This window comes from Kangiella sp. M94, assembly GCF_054926195.1.
Map to the genome: position 1 here is coordinate 1,721,029 of NZ_CM142903.1, position 18,573 is coordinate 1,739,601.

Consider the following 18,573-nt stretch of genomic DNA (forward strand, 5'->3'; position numbering starts at 1 on the left):
ACCTCGTTTTCTGTAAAGTCCAATACTTACAAGGTAACAGGCAAGACAGCAAAAGTTCAACTCAATTAATGTTCAACGCTCAATAATGCGGAGGAATCTCATCTGCCGGATTAAAAGGTTTATCCGGTAATTGTGAGCGAATATCATCAATTTTATCGCCAAGGCTCATAAACCGACGCTCAAGAGCGCGAATAATGTCATCCTGCTTGGTCACCATTTTATTTAAATGCTCAATGGTATCTTCCTGAAATGCTAGTTTAGATTGCAGATCGTGGATTTGTTCTTGTAAGTCTTCAATGGAACTCATAATGCACCCTGAAAGGATTTATCGTAGGGTGGGCCTTGGCCCACCATCCAGATAACATAAGATGTACTAACTATTATGCCTGTTTCAATTTTAGCATACGAGTTCCAATAAAGAAGGTTACAACGCCAATCGCTGTCAAAATAGCCAGTGGTGTCATCATTTCGATATAACTAAAGTCGCGCCAGATAGCGCCTTCAAATGCCAGAATAGCCCACTTCACTGGACTGATATGACTGACCGACTGCATCCAGCCTGGCATCGCGAACAATGGAATCATGGCGCCACCTATCATCCCCATCAGGATCAGAAATGCATTGGTCATACCGGCAACCGATTGTTCGGTTTTGGTAATCGATGCGAAAAACATCATGACACCAACGAAACAAATTCCCGCAGCTAGAACGGCCAAGACCAGCTTGATAAAATCAAAGCGCACATCCAGTATAAAGTAAGCAATAGTGAACAGCATTGTCACCACCATAGCTTGCGCTGCAAAACAGCCCAGTGCCTTGCCCGCAAGGATTTGCGTGCGACTAATTGGCGCAATAGCTAATCGATCTATAGTACCCAACGTTTTTTCACGCACCAGACTAATCGCAAAACCAATCACACAGCCCATAATCGCCCAGATAACGCCTTGTGGGATAGTGATCGAAAAGGCATTTCGCGGGCCTGTCTTTTGCACCATGACTTCTTCCCTGGTTATCTTCAATGGCATCATTGGATTGTCGCCATCGGAACCAAAGTTTAACCCTGTCGAACCAGCACCATCAGGTTGCTTAGCAAGTTCCTGCTCCGTTAGCTCTTTAAACTTGGGTAGATAATCACTCAACAATGACTTCCACTCAGCAGGCATATCATCACTTTGCTGAATATCATCTATTGAGAAGTCCAGCTGCTTAATCATTTCATTAGCATCCGAAAAGGCAAGCTCAAAGCGCTTGATACCTAACTTCATCAAAGAGCCCTCAAGATAGCCTGCCTCAGCTTTGCGTGCCGGGTCGATGCCAACCAGAATCTCAGGAGCTTGACCACTAAAGATGCCACCATAATTCTCACCGAAGCCTTCTGGCAAAATAATAAAGGCTACCCGCTTACCGGTTCGAACCAGCTCTTTAGAGTTAGCTTCATCCGTTTCGGTAACAACAAACTCATTTGCTTCTTTGAGCTGTTGTACAAAAGCTTGTGATTTTTCAGTGTTATCTAAATCAGTCACAGCAATTTTCAACCCTTGCGAACCACCTCCACTGGAAAAAATCGAGCCAAAGAAAAAGGCAAACAGTAAAGGAAAAACAAAGGTAAAAAATACTGCCATTTTGTCCTTGAACAATAATTTCAAGTCTTTTTTCATTAAGGCTATAACAGCTTTCATCATTAATCCCTCAGTTGTTTGCCAGTTAAATTCAAAAAGACGGTTTCAAGGTTTGGTCGTCGCAAACTTAAATTCTCCACCGTGTTTAGATCTTTTAAACGAGCCATCAGGTCATTAACCGGATTGGCTGTCATAAAGCTTTCTTCACCCTGCTCAGAACTTATGTTCACGCTTGAGTGCCCACCATGCTGCTCAATCAATTCATCAACAGTCCCCAGCGCCAGCAATTGCCCTTTATCAACAATGCCTACTCGGTCGCAGAGCTTTTCGGCTTCTTCCATGTAATGAGTGGTGTAAATAATGGTTTTGCCCAAGTCTTTTAACTCAAAGACGCTTTCAAATAATTTATTGCGGGATTGGGGATCGACACCAGCAGTTGGCTCGTCCATAAAAATAAATTCGGGGTCATGCAATAAAGAAGCCGCTAAATTCAAACGACGCTTCATGCCGCCAGAATACTCGCTTACCGTATCTTTAGCGCGGTCCTGCAAGCCAACAAACTTTAAAGACCACTCCATTCGCTCGGCTTTCAGGTTAGAAGACAAGCCATACAAATCAGCAAAAAAACTCAAATTATCCAATGCCGTCAGCTCTTCATACAGAGCAAGCGACTGCGGAATCAGACCAATTTTATGTTTAGTCGCTTTAGCGGTCGGTAGCTCACCATTGAGTTGCACAGAACCCTGATCTGGACTGATAAGGCCACACATCATGGAAATGGTAGTACTTTTACCAGCTCCATTGGGTCCTAGCAGACCAAAAATATGCCCCCTCTCAACGGTAATAGATAGATTATCAACAGCTTTGAGAGCACCGTAATGCTTAGAAATACTCCTAACTTCAATCATCCCTTCTCCTAATTTATTGTTTTGTTATAACAGTAACCTTTTGTTAGATGCCGCTGACAGGCAAAAGGTTTAGTTGGCCAGACAACATTTTTTCGCTTTCTTACCACTGCCACATGGGCAAGGGTCATTCCTGGATACTTTAACGACCTGTTTCGGCTTGAATTCACCATCGGTATACAACCACCGGCCATCCTCACGAACAAAATTGGAAGCTTCATGCAAGCAATGCAACTTATCCTTATCCAGAAAATAGGCCTTGAACTCCACCACCCCAGAATCACCCTCCTGCTCCGCACGAACCACCTCAAGACCACACCAGTGAGTTGATTTAGCACTTTGCTCAAAATCCTCTACCGAAGCATTACCACGATAGCCTCTATGATGAGTGTCGAAAATATACTGCCCCAGCCCGAGAAAATAAGCACTGTAACGCGACCGCATTAATTGCTCAGGAGATTCAGGTAATGTCTTACCCAAATGAAAAGGCTCACAGCAATCACCGTAAGCCAAAAGGTTAGTTTTTTCTTTAATGTGACATGGACAACTAGTGGTCATGAGTAATGCCAAATTTAGAAATTATAGAATTCATGCCTTACCAGTCCTTTCTCGATGTGAGCATCCCGGCCAGCAGCAAGGTCTTCGCTTGCCATTTTTAAGATCATTTGCAACGCGTTCAATTCTACGCTGACGAGTTTCAGCTTTCTTAGCATCCCCCACCCAACATATCCATTCATTCCGAGCAAGCTCCGTGATATCTTCCCAAAACTCAAGCGCCTCAGGGTCATTCACTAAAGTGCTCAACAAATCTTTAGGGAGCTTATGAACGACTCCGCCGGAGACTTTTTTATTAGCAATAGTTTTCGTCGACATACAAAATTCCATTTCAGCTAAATCAAAGTGGAATTCAGCACTTTACCAGCGAAATAAAATTTATCCAATAAACAAGCCAACAGCCAGCAATACAGGTGTTAAAAGCGTCACAGCAACATTCACGCCCATTGCAGGGATTAATTGAGAAATATCCCCTTTGAAGTCTTTAGCTTCACGAAATGCTTTCAACGCCAATGGTGCTGTTGTTAATGCGAGTAAGCAATAGATTGGCAGCTGTTGCGCTGCCACACCAAAAATCACAGCCAGATAAGTCAAAAGATAGAAACAACCTAAAACTAACGCACTTTTTCTAAAACCAATGGTTATGGGAAAATGCTTTCGCCCAATAGACTGATCCGCTTCTACGTCAGGAAATTGATTCAGTAGCAGCAAACCGCTCACTAAAAAAGTCGCAGGCAAAGATGCTACAAAAGCCACCAGACTATATTCACCGGTTAAAGCAAAATGCGTTCCCATAATCATCAAAATGCCAAAACCAAGACCCGGCGCAACAAGACACATCAAAGGGCGATAAACCCACCAAGTGGTATAAGTAATAAGGAGGGACAACCCAAACAAGCCAAGCGGTAACAGCTGCCAACCATGCACACCAATAAAGTAGAACCCAATAAAGCCAGTAACCGCAAAAGTGATCCAGGCAAACCATAAAGCAGCCTTAGCTACCTCAGGATTAGCCAGCAAAGCACCACTACCACCACTGAAAGGTGTGCGCTCAGTTTTCAAATCCAAACCGCTTTTGTAGTCAAAATACTCATTGAACACATTAACACTGATATGCGCCGACAAAGCCCCCACCAAGATCAGCAATACATGAAAACCATTCAACTCCCCTGTTTGCCAAAATGCAGTACCAATACCAACCGATACACACGCGGGTGTCAGTAATAAAAAAGGTAAACGCATTGTGCCGAGGAGAGTTTTAAGAGTGTTCAAAGTGAGACCATTAATTGTTGTTTGCAGGGTACCCGTAGGGCTATTTGGCACAAAAAGAGGTGCGTCGCGACGCAGATCCTGCCCTAGGGGTACCCTACCAATCAGGGCACTCTGTCATTACCTACTCCTCCGGCAGCTCACAATACCCAAACATACAACGCGCTTTGATCTCATCGCGTATGGGGTCGGGTAACTGCTTTTCCCAGTCGCCTTGTCCCAGCGGTATTTCTTTGGCGATGTTGCGGGCGGAGATGTGCAGATTTTCGTCATTCCAGGTTTTGGTGGCGACGAGGTGTTTGTTTTCAGTCAGGTGCTTTAATAAGTACTTTGTATTTTCTGCCACTTCGACATTGTCGAGAGTGACTAGCTGGCCACCAATTCGAGTCGGGTATACATAAACATTCGTGTTGCCGGAAAACAATTTACCCATCGCTTCGAGAATACCGCCCTCTAGTCCTTCATAATAAGACTCATTAAACAGCTGATCGAAATCGAGAATACTGAGCACGATACCAATTCGGTTTTGCGTGTAACGACGCATCCAGGAGCGCAAGCGGAAGAAACGCAGGTAATCGGAAATCAGTACGTTGTAGCCAAGTTTGTTGAGCAAGTCGACTCGCGCCAGAAAACCTGCATCATCGGTTTCGCCATCATTGGCCAGTTCTGCCATGGTGATTTCGGCAACGGTAAAAACTTCATCGCCCTGCACACCCTCTTCTTCCAGAAATTGCTTCATGGCGGCCTGAGTCATGTCGACGTGAACCTTGGTTGGTGGCTTAAAGGAGCCACGAATCACCAGCACGTCTTTTTTACGCAACATGCTACCTGGAACTTCTGAACTGCCTTTCGCATCGAACATCACCGCACGGCAGCACCATGAACGAACCAGATGCAAATTCATCAGGCGGTTTTCAACTTTTTCAAAGCTGTGACCGGCAAAATGAATCAAGTCCACTTCGATACGTTTTTGGCCAAAGTCATTGACCAGATTATCCAGTAACGACTCAATGAAAACTTTTGGATCTTTGTGATAATGAAATGCGCCATAAACTACGTTAACACCGAAAATACCCAGCGCTTCGGATTGCTCTTTATTGGTTTCATCCAGCATTCGAACGTGCATAACAATTTCGCTGGGCGGAGCTTTAGGCTCCAATTGCATGCGGATGCCAATCCAGCCATGACATTCGTTCTTCTGGCTGTAACTGCGAGCAGTAACCGTTGCTGCATAACTGAAATACTGAGTATCTTTAGATCGCACTTCATCCAGCCGCGAATGCAAAAGATCATATTCATGCACCAACATCTGCTCAACGCGCTCGCGGCTAACGTAGCGCCCTGCCTTACCATAAATATCATCGCTCACCTGCATGTCGTAAGCCGACATGGTTTTGGCAATGGTTCCGGCGGCAGCGCCCGCTGAGAAAAACTGACGCGCAACTTCTTGCCCCGCGCCAATTTCAACAATGGTTCCGTACTGAGTAGGATTCAGATTGACCGCCAGGGCCTTCTGTTCGGTCGTTAGGGTTTTATCGTGTTCAACCACAATTTATTCCTTCTCGGTAATCACTTTAAATTCGGTTTTCAGTTCTGCGATAAATTCTGCCAGCGTCTGGCTCATTAAGACTAAATCGGCGTCCAGTCGGGCATAGGGTTCGATATCATCGATCTCTTCATTTTCTTTAAGCAATTCATCGTCGAACTTGATGCTTTTTATCAGCATATCAGACTGAATCACTGCATTGAATTGATCTTTAAAACGAATGCCGAGCTTTTCGACCCAATATCCATCTTCCAGTAAATCATCAATCAATGGATTTGACTCTTCACTGTCTTTGAATTTTGCCACACGGTCATTCTGCGGATCTTTAAATTCGTATTGGCCGGTTAAGGTCCAGCCATGCGGTAAGCCTTCTTTCAACCAACGATTCATAATCGCTGATGGACTTTCTTCGCCCATCAATCGAACGGCACCCAGCGTGCCGAGGCTATCAATCAATAGCTCGATAAAACTATCCGCAACCGCATTACTACCGGCGTTGATGACCAATAAATTATTACGGGGATCAATATAACCATACGTATGGCTCGACTTGCTTAAGGCTTTGGGCTTTAACAAACTCAGAATATCGTCTTTCAGCGCCGTTTTTTCCTTGCCAAACACCTTACGACCTTCTTCGGCCTCAATGGTCGACACGCGTTCTTCCAGGGTTTCTTTGACCATACTGGCAGGAATCACTTTCTGCTCTTTACGAAGACACAGCAAGATGCAGCCATTGGCCGAATGAACCAGGTGTTCAAACTGACGATTTAATGGGGAAATCCAGCCTAAGGTTTCGGTATCCTGCCTGCCAACCGAACTAAAGCGTTGATTTTCAAGAAGTTCAGCGAGCTCTTCGGGTGAATGTTGAAACGGCGTTGTGAGGTGATAGATATAACAATTACGAAACCACATGAGGACTACATTTGCGCAAGAATTAGGGGGCGTATTATGGCGAAATTCACTGCTATCCGCTATAGCAGCAAGAGGCAAATTGTTGATTCAGGAGATTCAAATCAAGGAATTGCCCAAAAAGCCTTTAATTTCAACAATCCATCCCCACATAGCTTATTGATTCGTAATTTAGGAAATTAATTATTATGTCCACTCCAGACTTCTCGTCTACTGAAGCCAAAGCCTCATACGGTATTGGTCTACAAATGGGTCAGCAAGTGAAAGGTGCCTTTGAAGGTGTATCAATCGACGCGGTTGTTGCCGGTATCCAAGATGCTTTTGCTGGTCAAAACCCTCAAATCCCTGCGGACGATATCAATGCCGCCTTTATGGCAATGCAAGAACGTCTACAAGCAGAACAAGCTGAGATGGCTAAGAAATATGCCGCAGAAGGTGAAGCCTTCTTAGCAGAAAATGCCAAACGCGATGAAGTCACTGTATTAGAAAGTGGTTTGCAATACGAAGTGATCACCGAAGGTTCTGGCGAAAAGCCAACCGCTGACTCCACCGTTCGCACTCATTACGCAGGTACTTTGGTTAATGGTCAGGAGTTCGACAGCTCATACAAGCGCGGCGAACCAGCTGAGTTCCCAGTGGGCGGCGTGATTAAAGGTTGGACTGAAGCATTGCAACAAATGCCTGTTGGCTCAAAGTGGAAACTATACGTTCCATACCAGTTGGCTTATGGCGAACAAGGTGCTGGCGGTGCGATTGGCCCATTCCAGGCTTTGATTTTCGAGATTGAGCTGCTTGATATCGTTTCATAAACGATTGTAAGAACTCTCTGCTGTTCTTGATTAGTGAGAAAGCAGAAAGCCCGCAAGACCATCAGGTTTTGCGGGCTTTTTTTTATTAGGACAACTCATGAGTTGTCCCTACATCAGCCTGTAGCCTCGAAGTCGCTTTGCTCCTTCGAGGCTACAAGTCTAGTCCTTATCAAAGCCCACAAATTCGTGCGCGTAATTTGAAGTCTACGTTAGAGTCGCAATTCCAGCCGACAATAATATCTTTCTCAACAATTGGCTCAAACTTCGCATAGACGTCACTGTAGCCATTGCCGAAAGTCACCGGATTAAGATAAATAGTGACCACGCCATCTGCCACGTCAACATACTCTACTGCTTCTGCTGACGACAAATCTGCACCAATGCCGTGCTTGCCTAAGTCCAGCTCTTCAAATTCTTCGCCCATCGCTTGCGCATGAGCAACCTGACTTTTTAAACTGTTGGCAGTTACTGTAGCCTGTGCCAGTTTGGCACGCTTGGTGTAGTCTTGATACGCAGGAATCGCTACAGCCGCTAACACTCCAACCACCGCTGCGGATTGCATACCACCACCGGCAAATAAAATATCGCTGGCGCTTTGTTCAAAGCTAAGTTCCATGCCTAGATACTTATCGCTTGAATCCAACTTGAAACCGACAGCACCGTATTCAGCAAAATCCATTTGGTCAGCGGTTGGCAGCGCCATGATATCGAAGTCAGCTTCAGTAAGATCCGCCACCATCAGTAAAGCTTCTAAATAATAGTGATAGGAATTACGCGACAAATCACGCACCGAAGTCGTCGCTGCAACAAGTGAATGAGTCACATCCTGCCCTTGCGTATCTTTGATCCAGTCAGCTAAAGAAACATTTGGCTTACGTTTGGCGCGCTCCATCAATGGTTGTGGCACCGATGAGTAAATCAGATAACCGTTTTCGATAGTCCAGTAAAGGCGCGTGTTAAGCTTTGAAAGTGGAACGTAAAAGCTTCCAGTTGTCGCCGTAGACACAAATTCCGACTCTTCTTCATCCATCATTTTAAAACTTAACGAATGAATTTCTTTGCCCTGATGCTTGGTCACCTGGTAGTTGCCTTGCGCATTTTTAACCAGGCTATCAATGATCTGCTGCATCAATTCAGGGTCATTCACTTTAGTCGCCGTAAAACCGCCAACGTCGTCTCGGAAATAAACCAACTCTGGGCCAAACACGCTTGCCAATTGCTCAACACTAAAGCCAAGGTTTTCCATAACCAATTGGTTAAGTTCTTCCAGGCTATCTTCATCACCACCCTGAGCTTTGTTGATGCTGTCAAATAAACGCACCTGCTCTTCATAAGTTGGGATCGATAACATCACCATAGTGCGCGGCGTGCCTACTGTCTTGACGTCGAAATCATTGTTAACCGCAGGAATAAAATCACGAATCCCCACCTTTGGCATATCAACCAGCATGGTCAAACGCGTTTTGCCGTTACTGACGCCATAACCAAAACCGATGGCATTCATCTGGTCTAGGCCATACTCCTTAAGTTCTGCCAGTTGCTGAGGCGGCAAACTCATGGTCAACATCGGCATCACCTGCTTGATGTTTACCCATGCAAACAAACCTTTGCCACTACTGTCGATCTGGCTTTGAATATCCTGCATGGCGTGTTGCGGGTTATCTTTAATCGACTCCATCACGTTGCTCAAGACCGTAAATGAAGTGGCGAAACCCATTGCCATAACAAACTGCTGACTTTTCGCGTCATACTGATAACGCGCCATCGCGCCCGGCATCGAGAAAGAGCCAGTGCCATCATCATTTGCCGTGTGCTTGATTCCTTGCGACTCTAAATCTGCGGTAAGCGCCACTAGCGTATCGTTAAACGCCTTGTTGTCGGCAAAGTTAAAGCGCGTGCCATACACCATGACTGGCATTGGCTTACCCGCTGACTCTTGGATGAAAGCTACTTCAAGCGGTGAAGTCATGTGCTCAACAAACAGTTTCGCCACAGCATCAACAGGTGCTTCAAGGTGGGTCAGGATGTTTTGATTAAGCGCAGTTTGAATGGCTTTAACCTGCTGATTATGAGCTTGGTTGTTTTGTGCTAATTTAAAACCGTTGTCCTGCCCTGTAAACAGGAACCAGGCAGTTGGCACACGCGTATATGCAACCGTGCTGTCCGGCAGTGATGCCTGCAACCAGGCGGCTTGAACTAATGGTTTGTCGGCTGGTTTAACCGTTTCTTTTTTGTCGTCTGAGCAAGCTGCCACAAAAAGCACCAAACTTGCTGCGGCAATCGCCCCAATAAAACGCTTCATTCCATTCCCTCTTTTGTTATGGTCATTAAGTCTTTAATTTATGATTCAAAAAAACCTGCTTATTCTACCCTATAGGCCTATAGTGTGAAACATGGAACTAATTGACAGTTTCTTCACTCGAATCGCTTATAGTAAGTGCGTTAGCGCACGATAAAATTAAAGTGCATAAAACTACACCAAGGAAAAACATGACCATCCACAATAAAAGTTCGCGTTTGCTGATAGTGTTTCTGTCCATATTCTTGATACAGGCTTGTGGCATTAAGTTTTGGTATAACCGCATGGACTGGGTGGTGCCCTGGTATTTGGATGACTATGTTGAACTCAGCAGCCAGCAGGAAGACACGCTCGAACAACTGCTGGAACTGAAAACCGAATGGCATCGCTCCAACGAGCTTCCCAAATATGTCTCCATGCTCAGCCGTATGGAAGCCGATATTAAATCTGGCGCTATTCACCAAACCTATGATCGCTACCGCCGAGACATTCGCGGCTTTTATGACACTCTGCTTGATGAACTAAGCGACGATCTCGTTGCGCAAACTGCCAGCCTGACCGATCAACAGGTGAAGCAGTTGATGGATAACCTCGATAAAGAAGCCAAAGAACAATTCGAAGAATTCAAAGAGCTCACTAATGAAGAAAGACAGGAAGAAAGACTGGAACAACTCGAAGACAGCTTTGACGAATGGATTGGCAGTCTTAACGACGAACAAGAAGCACTGATCAAAGAAATGGCCAGCCTGCTTAAATCCTCCGGCGAAGTCACCTACCAATATCGAGCCAAATGGCGCGACGCTTTCCGCACCGCACTAGCCGAACGTAAAAGCGAATCCGGCCAAGCCGCAATTAAAAGCCTTATTACCGATCCGTACCAAGTCGGCGGCGAAGAAATGAATCAAATTCGCGAGTACAACGGTAATATTTACAAAGAATACCAGCTCAAAATCTACCGCACACTAAGCGCCAAACAGAAACGCCACGTCATCGGCGAAATTAAAGACTACCGCGAAGATTTCGAAGACCTGATTGATGATTAATGCTGATTACAAAACAATCAGTTTGTGGTAATATCCCCTCGGAAAAATAATCGCGAAAGCGAATAAACACAATAATTACATTGGGAATATTACAATGACATTGAATAAATTCATTATTCTCTTTTTGGGAATAATTCTTGCTTCGGGCTGCGTGAACAATCAATTTAACCCTAAAACTTTACCAAAAGAACTTAAGGTTAATTCAACCGTTCAATTACCAAACCCTACGCCATTAGGCATCTATATACCTTCCACATTCACTAGCAGTTATTACTATGACAAGTATAGCGCTCGTTCGATTGAGTACGGTAAAGCCTTACAAAAAGGGACTCTTGATGTCAGTCAAGTTTTCTTTACTGACGTGACTTTTAAAGATCAAAACCCGAATAAAGAGTTTGGCTTATTTTTAGATATCCAGCCTAAATGGGACGTCAAAACAGGGAATGTTGGTCTTACCTATGATTATCAGGTGCTCAACGCACAGTTTGAGGTTATTTTAACTGGAACACAGTCATACTCTCGCTCCGTTAACTATCAAGCTCCAGAAAATACTTTCTACAATACCTCTGTACGAGTTAGCCAGAAGATGTTCGTGGATATTTCCAATAAACTACTAAAAGCGCAAAAGAGTTACGCGAGCACAGCGAAAATTAGCGACATACCGAATAAGATGCTAGCCAATCTGGAAAAACCAATTTCTACATCAGTTGCTTATATAATAAATGATAAAGGTCACTTAATTACCAGTTTAAGCGAAATCAACCAATGCCTTGTAATCAAAGCCGAGAACAGTGGCATAACTTCCGACGTTGATATGGTTGACAATAGCTGGCTACTGGATTTGGTTATTTTGAAAAGTCCAGAATCTAGTAAAAATTACTTACAGTTTTCTAAAGCCCCATTAAAAGTCGGTACTTCTGTGAGCACAATAAGCTATCAAAACAACACTGATAAAAACTCATCTGCCCCACTTCTCAGCTTTGGTCATATTATTTCTACAGAAGGTATTTCAGGCTCACTAGGAGTGTATCAATTCGCCACAGCCACCAAACCTGAGTCAAAAGGTGCTCCTATATTAAACAGTAATGGTCAAATCGTTGGTATGTTGACTGGTGAATACAATACGAAATACCTCTCTGAGGAAGAGATTATTTCAGCAAATAATCATTTTGCACTAAAAAATGATTACCTGAATAAATTTCTAGATGTTAAGGGCATATCTTACTCCTTCAGCAACAATGATGAAGAAGTTGACATTACCGAAATGCTTCTGGCTAACACTGTAAAACTGAACTGCTACGAATAATAAGGATATACCAATGAAGTCTTTACTTATTTTACTATTATCATTGAGTACTCTTGCTCATGCATCAGAACAAGATAACAAAGAAACGAAACTTTCCATACCTATTAATTATGCTAGCAATGTTGATAGCCCAAGCTTTCATACAAAGTTAAAGGAAATAGAGAACTTTAGTAACGTCGAATATGACCACAATGGCAGCCCTCTTTTATTAATAACAACGCTACACAACACTATGACCAATGGTGGTCAGGCAACAGGATTATTTTCCGCAATGTTAGCGGGCGGCTCACTGGGATTAATTCCAATGGTAACCAACCAGGATTTAACCATTACCTACAATGTTATGGTCAATAGACAAGTCTTAGCGCGTTTTAGTTACACGGAAAACTTTACGGATGCAGTAAGCTTGTACAATGCAGGGAACCTAGAAATTGATGAAGATGTTGAAGCATGGTTATTATCAACTCTACCAAAGTTTGAAGAAGAGCTGAAACAGCACAGTGATTTTTCTATTTTGCTTTATGAGTATGATTTATATTTCAATCAATAAAATCTACTCTAGGATATTAAGATTATAAGTCAATGCCCGCCAATGCGGGCATTTTTTATTGAATCCAAAAGATATACCCCAAACTAACCGCAATCGCCAAGCCAAAGCTGATCAAAGTACCAATCAAAATATACTCCGTCAGCTTGCGATCATGCGCTTCCTTCAAGTCACCAAATCGGAACACAGATTTAGCCGCAAGCAGGAAGCCGATACCATGCCAATTATCAGTAAGAATAAACACGAATATAAACAGGCGTTCCAGCATACCGATAAAGCTACCGGCATTAGCCAATGAATGATCACCATCATACACATTCAACGGCGCCCAGCGGGAAATCAGAACCTTGATAATAATCGATGAAACACGGGTTAAAAGAAGCACCGCAATCAACAATGCCAGAATCTTTTCCTGCGGAATCACCCACTCGCTAATACTAGTCGTATACAAGGAAACCACGAAAGCAATCACCGCCAGATGCAGTAGTTGGTCAATCACAAAGAAGGTTCGGCGATTTACCATCGACTCAGGACGACTATAGTTATCCGCGTAACGCCCCGCCATGCACTTAAAACCATCAATCAGATAATGCGTCACCACCAAAATAACCAAGCCTAACCAGTACTCAGGATTGAAGGAAAAAGCAATCGCGTAAAAAATGGCATGAACACCCGCATGAAAAATTAAACCAGTCGAAGCAAAAGCCTTTTGCTCCTTATCCTGAATCCACTTTAACGGTTGAATGACAAAATCAGCGACCAGGTGCGCGAGTAATAATTTTAAGAAGAGTAATGTCATAGGCTTCCCACTAATCCTTAGAATACGATGAAATCATAGATGTCGCTTAATCAGCTTCTGACTGTAAGCCAACATCTCCATAATAGCATCGAACCCCGACCGATTCTGTCGCTCACTCACCCGACTTTGAGTAATACCTAACATTTCAGCAATTTCAGTCTGGGTCGCGTTCGGCATCTGCATGCTGGCACGCACCACCTCAGCGCTCGACGCGGACCAGCCGTCCATCGTCAACAGAGCCAGCTTCAGGTTGAGATTCAAAAGCTCATCCACCTCATCCCAAGGCGTCTTAATCGCCAAAGTCCGCTTCTTCAGATCATCAAACAAATCCCCGGAATGAACAAAAGCCGAACCATTCGACTCAAGAATCGAATCCGCCTTATACGACATATCACCGACCCCCACCGCCATCCGCACATCCAGCCCCTTGGTCGAACGCACCACCGCCTTCAACCAGACAGCGATATCCAACGCAAACTCAGGCTTATCCAAACGAAGCTGGAAACTATCACCACGATAGACATGCCACTGACGAGGAGACTCACCCAAAGTCGCCAACGCCTTTTTCAAAGGCTCAAGCCAATCCCTCGAGTCCTTCTTAGCCCGGGAATTGATAATGTCACCGGTAATCACCGCGACGGTAGAATGATTATTAGTACTCATAAAGCAATTTATACGCCTTTAAATGTATATTGTCAATTATACGCCATATTTAATATATTGCAGGTTGGCGATGAACGAAGTGAATCCCAACGGGTCTTTAAACTGCATCTTAAATGTTGGGATTCGCTCCGCTCATCACCAACCTACCACGTCCCTCAAACCCTACCTCTAAACCGCCACCAACGGAAATCCCAAGGACGGCCCCTAAACTGACACCAAACAAACCACCATAAGTAATGTCATCCAGAACTAGATTCAGGATCTGCTCTTCAGCTTCACTCAACCGGCAACCAACCCCACAAACTCATTGCAATACCCATAAACCCAACTATTATAAGTTCATATCTTTTAACAAATAATAACTACCGACAATGCACGGTAATGTAATTCTAAAAATACAAAGCTAACTATGAGTCTACCCCCAAATACAATGCCACGTTACGAAAAAATAGAAATGGTCCTATTAGGTATCATTGTGGCATCAATACTTTTTGGCTACGGTATGTATGCATTAATTGAAGCAAACTGCACTTTAATTGGGAGAGGCAATCCGCCACAAGGTACCTTCATTACGTTCTATGGGATGGAGGCGAGATTGCTTAGCACAATTTACATTGGTGCCGGTGTCTGGATGTTTGCAGGTAAATATTTACACAAGCGCCACAAACGGAAACTGGCTACTTCTCTTTCATGGCTTGGTGCCATTACTTTGCTTTTTGGTCTGTGTGTGCTGGTAGTTATTTTATGTTTGCCATTATTTACCTAACAAGGCAACCACAAACTCATTGCAATACCCATAAACCTAACTATTATAAGGTCTTATCTATTCTCCTCAGGGCAAAACTGCCTGATAAGAGAAATACATACCAAGACAAAAATGTCCGGCAATATAATTTTAGGAGTGAAAATGAGTAGTATGCCTCCAGAAGGGAGCCAAATAAGAATAGATAACCTAGAAGGCCATCAGCTTATTGTTGTCCCACATGGCAGTGGTAGTGCCATGAGATATTTCTTAGGGCTATTTTTCCTATTCTGGATGGGAGGGTGGTTTATGGGCTTCACAAGCGCACTCACGCAAATTGCCGCAGGTGAAGCTGGCGCTTTTCTAATTTTTTGGTTTGGAGGCTGGACTATAGGCGGTGTTTTCGCGGGGTACATGATTTATCGTGTATTTAGAAAAAGTATTCCTGAAAAAATCTTGCTGAATCGCCCATCTTTGTCGTTGGATACTGGAGTCCCACCTTTAAAAATCAATCCTGGCTTTAACAGTCAAAAGGAATATTGGAAATCCTTATTCCCTAGAAGAAAACGCATAGAATTTACTCCTAGTGACTTGAAAACACTGGTTTTGAGAGAAACCGATAGTGGTAATAGGCTTACTATTGATAAAGGCTCTGAACGTATAGAGTTTGCGATTGGAGCTTCCGAGATCGAAAAAGAATGGCTATATGGCTACTTGAAGCAAAATTACTCCTAACAAACGTGTTAAATATACCCAGAAAACAATGAACCGATCTCAACGAAATAAATCCCAATATGCTTCAGAGCAGAATACATTTGTAGGCGAATGCAAAGATAATCCCCTAAAGTTGTCCGAGAAAATGCTAGACGGACTTCTTTCAACATTATGTATTGAGCTAGGCTATTGTCTATCACCAAAAGCACGCGCCACAATTTTAAACAACCCACCGACTGATCCTGACTCTTTCGCGCGACGAGTTATGGAACTTGAAGGAGTCGGCTCGGAGGATAAGGAAATGTTCGCACCTGTATTTGAGCATACCTACAATGTATTTCGCAAAGCCAGTGGTAAAAACACATAGCATTCACACTCGCTAACGTTCGGGATTTGATTGGCACTCTAGTTAAAAGGAAAATAAACAATGTCTAAACCAACAACTAAATTCGGTTTTATAGGTATCACACTCGGCGGTATCGCCTTATTACTGGCTTTAGTACATTTCTGGGCAGGCCCTTTCTCACCGCAACCAACTTTAGAAACGACAGTTGCAGAAAAAGCGGCTTCAATTAAGAATGCGACCCTCAAGGCCATAAAGGGTGAAGAATATCAGGAGACTTACCAATCCAACTGGGATGCAGACAAAATCACCGAAGTTTCTACAGCGGTCTTAGGCGGCCTGGCATTTATTCTGGCAATTCTAGCCTTCGCTAAAAAAGAACCTAATCGGGTCGCAGCAGGTGCAGCAGCTCTTGGAGTCAGCGCCATCGCCTTTCAATTCATCGCAATGTATGCAATGGCATTACTTGTGGTACTACTGATAGCTGCAGTTTTGTCAGGGTTGGGATTTGGGTAAAACAAAATCAATAGGCTCAGAGCAAGCAAAGTGCTTCAAGTATGCTCTCTGCCATTTCATTAATACATATTTATTAACCTCTACATTTGGGATATTTGATGAATAAGATATTTTCTTTAATAGTGATCGTTTTGATATTAATCATTGGTAAAAAGCTTGGGGAGCACGTATTTAACCCTGAGTCTCCTTCAAAGCAAGACGTTGTGAATAAGTTAATCCAAGCATTTAAACAGGCGGCTAAAGAAATCAATCAAAACACTCCTACCATGGTTGATAGCGAAACCCGTATGGATAAAGCAACAGTAGGTCCAGGTGCAGTATTGACCTATCACTATACTTTTCCGAACTATTCATCCGACGAAATAGAGAGAGAGTGGATATATTCTGATCTGCGCGAAAGAGTAACTAGCGATGTTTGTAATAGCAAAAAAATGAAACCCTCGCTTCAATATGGCGCGACCTATTCCTATTCTTATTCCGGCAGTGACCAAAAGTTAATTGGTGCATTTCAGATTAAGAGAGAAGATTGTGGTTACGCAGCTATCAATCCATAATAATTATTAAGATTCTTATTTAATGTGGTCATAGTAATTGTGGTCAATTCGACCCACAAACTCATTGCAATACCCATAAACCTAACTATTATAAGGTCTTACCCATTCTCCTCAGGGCAAACTTCCCTGATAAGAGAAATAGGTACCAGAACGGAATGTCCGGTTTTATAGGATATTTGCTAGGAAAACGGGCATGACAAATAAACAATCAAAAATCAAAAGGTTATCGGTGATGTCCGGTAATATAATCTTAAGTAAGAATGGCCGGTTTATGGAATTTCTGAAGAGAATATTTAGGAAGAAAGAACCCGCACAGTCGGAGATTGAAATATGCGGTGCTGGACAGCTTTTGTGGGACGATCAAGAACAATATTGGATCGGATCCTATAAAGGAGTTCGATTGAGTGTGGCGTATAATGGGTTTTCTGAGCCGCCAGTGGACTTCTCTAACTTTATAGCTAAATCACTATCTCGTCCTGGTTTGATTGAAGAGATTGTTACGGCAGCTAAGGAAGAGGCTACAGCCAAGTACCCGGAAAAGCTGCATCACGAGATTGATGGCTTAGCGGCCAAGGAAATAGTATTTCAGGAGCTCAATTTTATTCTGGTACAATTCTTCGGGCCTCATAATCAGGAGCCATTTTGGTTCTGCGAGCTGCATGGAGATAAAATCTATGTCGGCCGCGACACGTGACCACTTCACAAACGCAGTCACAGCGACGGCTTTTCCATTACGGCTGCGCGCCTCCATTACCAGGCAGAGAATAACTATTTTGGATACCCTCGAAGGAGCAATAGCGACTTCGAGGTTTTGTCACACTAGGAAAATAATTTATGCGCAAAATACTTTTAACAATCGTTCTTTTAGGGTTTATAGCTACCGCACCGGTATTCGCAGACTCATGGAGATTTGAGCCTAAACTCGACGAAACAGAGTTTAACTTTGGTGCAGTACGTGTAATCAGAGGAATAGACTCTCGTGAGGATCAACGCTTTCCTAAATTCTTCGTCAAGGTATTTAAGGATGGTGAGCTGGTAGCCCTTTATCCTGGTGCGTCTTTCGATCACATAGTAGCTTCTAAGGATAACTCTCTCTTCGTAGCAGTATCAAACAGTGGCTTACCGAGCACCGCTCTAATGGTGTTTAGATCCCGTGGTTCTATTGGAATTTTCCTGAATCACTATCAGGGAAATATCAGATACTGCGACGAGAGCGTCACACTCGTACGCACTTGGTATGACGAAGAAGAACCAAACATCACATTCCACTACGAAGGGGATAGAGTTGAAGAGGTCACAATTAACTCATGCTATGGGCATGAACTCAAAATCACCGAACTAACAAGTTTTCGATAAAAATTCATGAGATCAACTTTTATTATGTTCCTATTTACTCTACGTTTATGAAAGGAGTTCCAATTGAAAATTGAGGGAG

Annotated in this window: 24 protein-coding genes; 12 read left to right on the top strand and 12 right to left on the bottom strand. The window is 43.5% G+C overall.

What is annotated here, in order from left to right; all coding sequences use genetic code 11:
- Positions 1-79: 79 nt before the first annotated feature.
- The 8 genes from ACYTXU_RS07880 to ACYTXU_RS07915 form a co-directional block, all read right to left on the bottom strand.
- A complete protein-coding gene (locus ACYTXU_RS07880; RefSeq protein WP_462206101.1) occupies positions 80-307 on the bottom strand; it encodes a SlyX family protein in 228 nt (75 codons plus the stop codon).
- A 73-nt stretch (positions 308-380) separates the two neighbouring features.
- Positions 381-1,682: an ABC transporter permease gene (locus tag ACYTXU_RS07885; protein ID WP_462206102.1), complete on the bottom strand. Its 1,302-nt coding sequence runs from the start codon at positions 1,680-1,682 to the stop codon at positions 381-383.
- The gene (locus ACYTXU_RS07890) at positions 1,682-2,527 is read right to left on the bottom strand and encodes an ABC transporter ATP-binding protein (RefSeq protein WP_462206104.1); all 846 of its coding nucleotides are present in this window, start codon (positions 2,525-2,527) and stop codon (positions 1,682-1,684) included. Before ACYTXU_RS07890 ends, ACYTXU_RS07885 begins: the two co-directional genes overlap by 1 nt.
- Before the next feature lie 69 nt (positions 2,528-2,596).
- Positions 2,597-3,082, bottom strand: a complete 486-nt coding sequence (locus tag ACYTXU_RS07895) for a YchJ family protein (RefSeq protein WP_462206106.1) — start codon at positions 3,080-3,082, stop codon at positions 2,597-2,599.
- 30 nt (positions 3,083-3,112) lie between these two features.
- The gene (locus ACYTXU_RS07900; protein ID WP_462209385.1) at positions 3,113-3,382 is read right to left on the bottom strand and encodes a YdeI/OmpD-associated family protein; all 270 of its coding nucleotides are present in this window, start codon (positions 3,380-3,382) and stop codon (positions 3,113-3,115) included.
- 75 nt (positions 3,383-3,457) lie between these two features.
- Complete coding sequence (locus ACYTXU_RS07905; RefSeq protein WP_462206107.1) at positions 3,458-4,351, bottom strand: prenyltransferase; 894 nt, start codon at positions 4,349-4,351, stop codon at positions 3,458-3,460.
- 121 nt (positions 4,352-4,472) lie between these two features.
- Positions 4,473-5,897: a TonB-dependent receptor gene (locus ACYTXU_RS07910; protein WP_462206108.1), complete on the bottom strand. Its 1,425-nt coding sequence runs from the start codon at positions 5,895-5,897 to the stop codon at positions 4,473-4,475.
- 3 nt (positions 5,898-5,900) lie between these two features.
- Positions 5,901-6,806 (bottom strand): recombination-associated protein RdgC, encoded by a 906-nt coding sequence (locus ACYTXU_RS07915; RefSeq protein ID WP_462206109.1) that lies wholly within the window; start codon positions 6,804-6,806, stop codon positions 5,901-5,903.
- Between the two features lie 36 nt (positions 6,807-6,842).
- Here ACYTXU_RS07915 and ACYTXU_RS07920 point away from each other — a divergent pair, with 36 nt between their 5' ends.
- Entirely contained in the window at positions 6,843-6,986 is a 144-nt protein-coding gene (locus ACYTXU_RS07920; protein ID WP_462206110.1) for a hypothetical protein, read from the top strand.
- 5 nt (positions 6,987-6,991) lie between these two features.
- Complete coding sequence (locus tag ACYTXU_RS07925; protein ID WP_462206112.1) at positions 6,992-7,612, top strand: FKBP-type peptidyl-prolyl cis-trans isomerase; 621 nt, start codon at positions 6,992-6,994, stop codon at positions 7,610-7,612.
- A 169-nt stretch (positions 7,613-7,781) separates the two neighbouring features.
- Here the strand turns inward: ACYTXU_RS07925 and ACYTXU_RS07930 are convergent, their stop codons facing one another.
- Entirely contained in the window at positions 7,782-9,914 is a 2,133-nt protein-coding gene (locus tag ACYTXU_RS07930; RefSeq protein ID WP_462206113.1) for a pilin, read from the bottom strand.
- 188 nt (positions 9,915-10,102) lie between these two features.
- Here ACYTXU_RS07930 and ACYTXU_RS07935 point away from each other — a divergent pair, with 188 nt between their 5' ends.
- From ACYTXU_RS07935 to ACYTXU_RS07945, 3 genes are all read left to right on the top strand, one after another.
- Positions 10,103-10,954 (top strand): DUF6279 family lipoprotein, encoded by an 852-nt coding sequence (locus ACYTXU_RS07935; RefSeq protein ID WP_462206114.1) that lies wholly within the window; start codon positions 10,103-10,105, stop codon positions 10,952-10,954.
- Positions 10,955-11,054: 100 nt separating this feature from the next.
- On the top strand, positions 11,055-12,260 hold the full coding sequence (locus ACYTXU_RS07940) for a S1 family peptidase (protein ID WP_462206115.1): 1,206 nt from the start codon (positions 11,055-11,057) through the stop codon (positions 12,258-12,260).
- A 13-nt stretch (positions 12,261-12,273) separates the two neighbouring features.
- The gene (locus ACYTXU_RS07945; RefSeq protein WP_462206116.1) at positions 12,274-12,810 is read left to right on the top strand and encodes a hypothetical protein; all 537 of its coding nucleotides are present in this window, start codon (positions 12,274-12,276) and stop codon (positions 12,808-12,810) included.
- A 55-nt stretch (positions 12,811-12,865) separates the two neighbouring features.
- On the opposite strand, the gene ACYTXU_RS07950 is transcribed toward ACYTXU_RS07945, so the two are convergent.
- The 3 genes from ACYTXU_RS07950 to ACYTXU_RS07960 form a co-directional block, all read right to left on the bottom strand.
- Entirely contained in the window at positions 12,866-13,606 is a 741-nt protein-coding gene (locus ACYTXU_RS07950) for a DUF3307 domain-containing protein (protein WP_462206117.1), read from the bottom strand.
- Between the two features lie 33 nt (positions 13,607-13,639).
- Complete coding sequence (locus ACYTXU_RS07955; protein ID WP_462206118.1) at positions 13,640-14,269, bottom strand: transcriptional regulator; 630 nt, start codon at positions 14,267-14,269, stop codon at positions 13,640-13,642.
- Positions 14,270-14,378: 109 nt separating this feature from the next.
- Positions 14,379-14,552, bottom strand: a complete 174-nt coding sequence (locus tag ACYTXU_RS07960; RefSeq protein ID WP_462206119.1) for a hypothetical protein — start codon at positions 14,550-14,552, stop codon at positions 14,379-14,381.
- A gap of 192 nt (positions 14,553-14,744) precedes the next feature.
- Between ACYTXU_RS07960 and ACYTXU_RS07965 the strand changes: the two genes are divergently transcribed.
- From ACYTXU_RS07965 to ACYTXU_RS07995, 7 genes are all read left to right on the top strand, one after another.
- Positions 14,745-15,035 (top strand): hypothetical protein, encoded by a 291-nt coding sequence (locus tag ACYTXU_RS07965; RefSeq protein WP_462206120.1) that lies wholly within the window; start codon positions 14,745-14,747, stop codon positions 15,033-15,035.
- A gap of 141 nt (positions 15,036-15,176) precedes the next feature.
- Positions 15,177-15,746, top strand: a complete 570-nt coding sequence (locus ACYTXU_RS07970; RefSeq protein ID WP_462206121.1) for a hypothetical protein — start codon at positions 15,177-15,179, stop codon at positions 15,744-15,746.
- Between the two features lie 28 nt (positions 15,747-15,774).
- On the top strand, positions 15,775-16,092 hold the full coding sequence (locus ACYTXU_RS07975) for a hypothetical protein (RefSeq protein ID WP_462206123.1): 318 nt from the start codon (positions 15,775-15,777) through the stop codon (positions 16,090-16,092).
- A 60-nt stretch (positions 16,093-16,152) separates the two neighbouring features.
- Positions 16,153-16,584 carry a hypothetical protein gene (locus ACYTXU_RS07980; RefSeq protein ID WP_462206124.1) on the top strand — a complete coding sequence of 144 codons (432 nt, stop codon included), beginning with the start codon at positions 16,153-16,155 and terminating at the stop codon, positions 16,582-16,584.
- A gap of 98 nt (positions 16,585-16,682) precedes the next feature.
- Positions 16,683-17,138, top strand: coding sequence for a hypothetical protein (locus ACYTXU_RS07985; protein WP_462206125.1), 456 nt, complete (start codon positions 16,683-16,685; stop codon positions 17,136-17,138).
- Between the two features lie 193 nt (positions 17,139-17,331).
- Positions 17,332-17,832, top strand: a complete 501-nt coding sequence (locus ACYTXU_RS07990) for a hypothetical protein (protein WP_462206126.1) — start codon at positions 17,332-17,334, stop codon at positions 17,830-17,832.
- Between the two features lie 140 nt (positions 17,833-17,972).
- Positions 17,973-18,494 carry a hypothetical protein gene (locus ACYTXU_RS07995; RefSeq protein ID WP_462206127.1) on the top strand — a complete coding sequence of 174 codons (522 nt, stop codon included), beginning with the start codon at positions 17,973-17,975 and terminating at the stop codon, positions 18,492-18,494.
- The last annotated feature ends 79 nt before the right edge of the window (positions 18,495-18,573 follow it).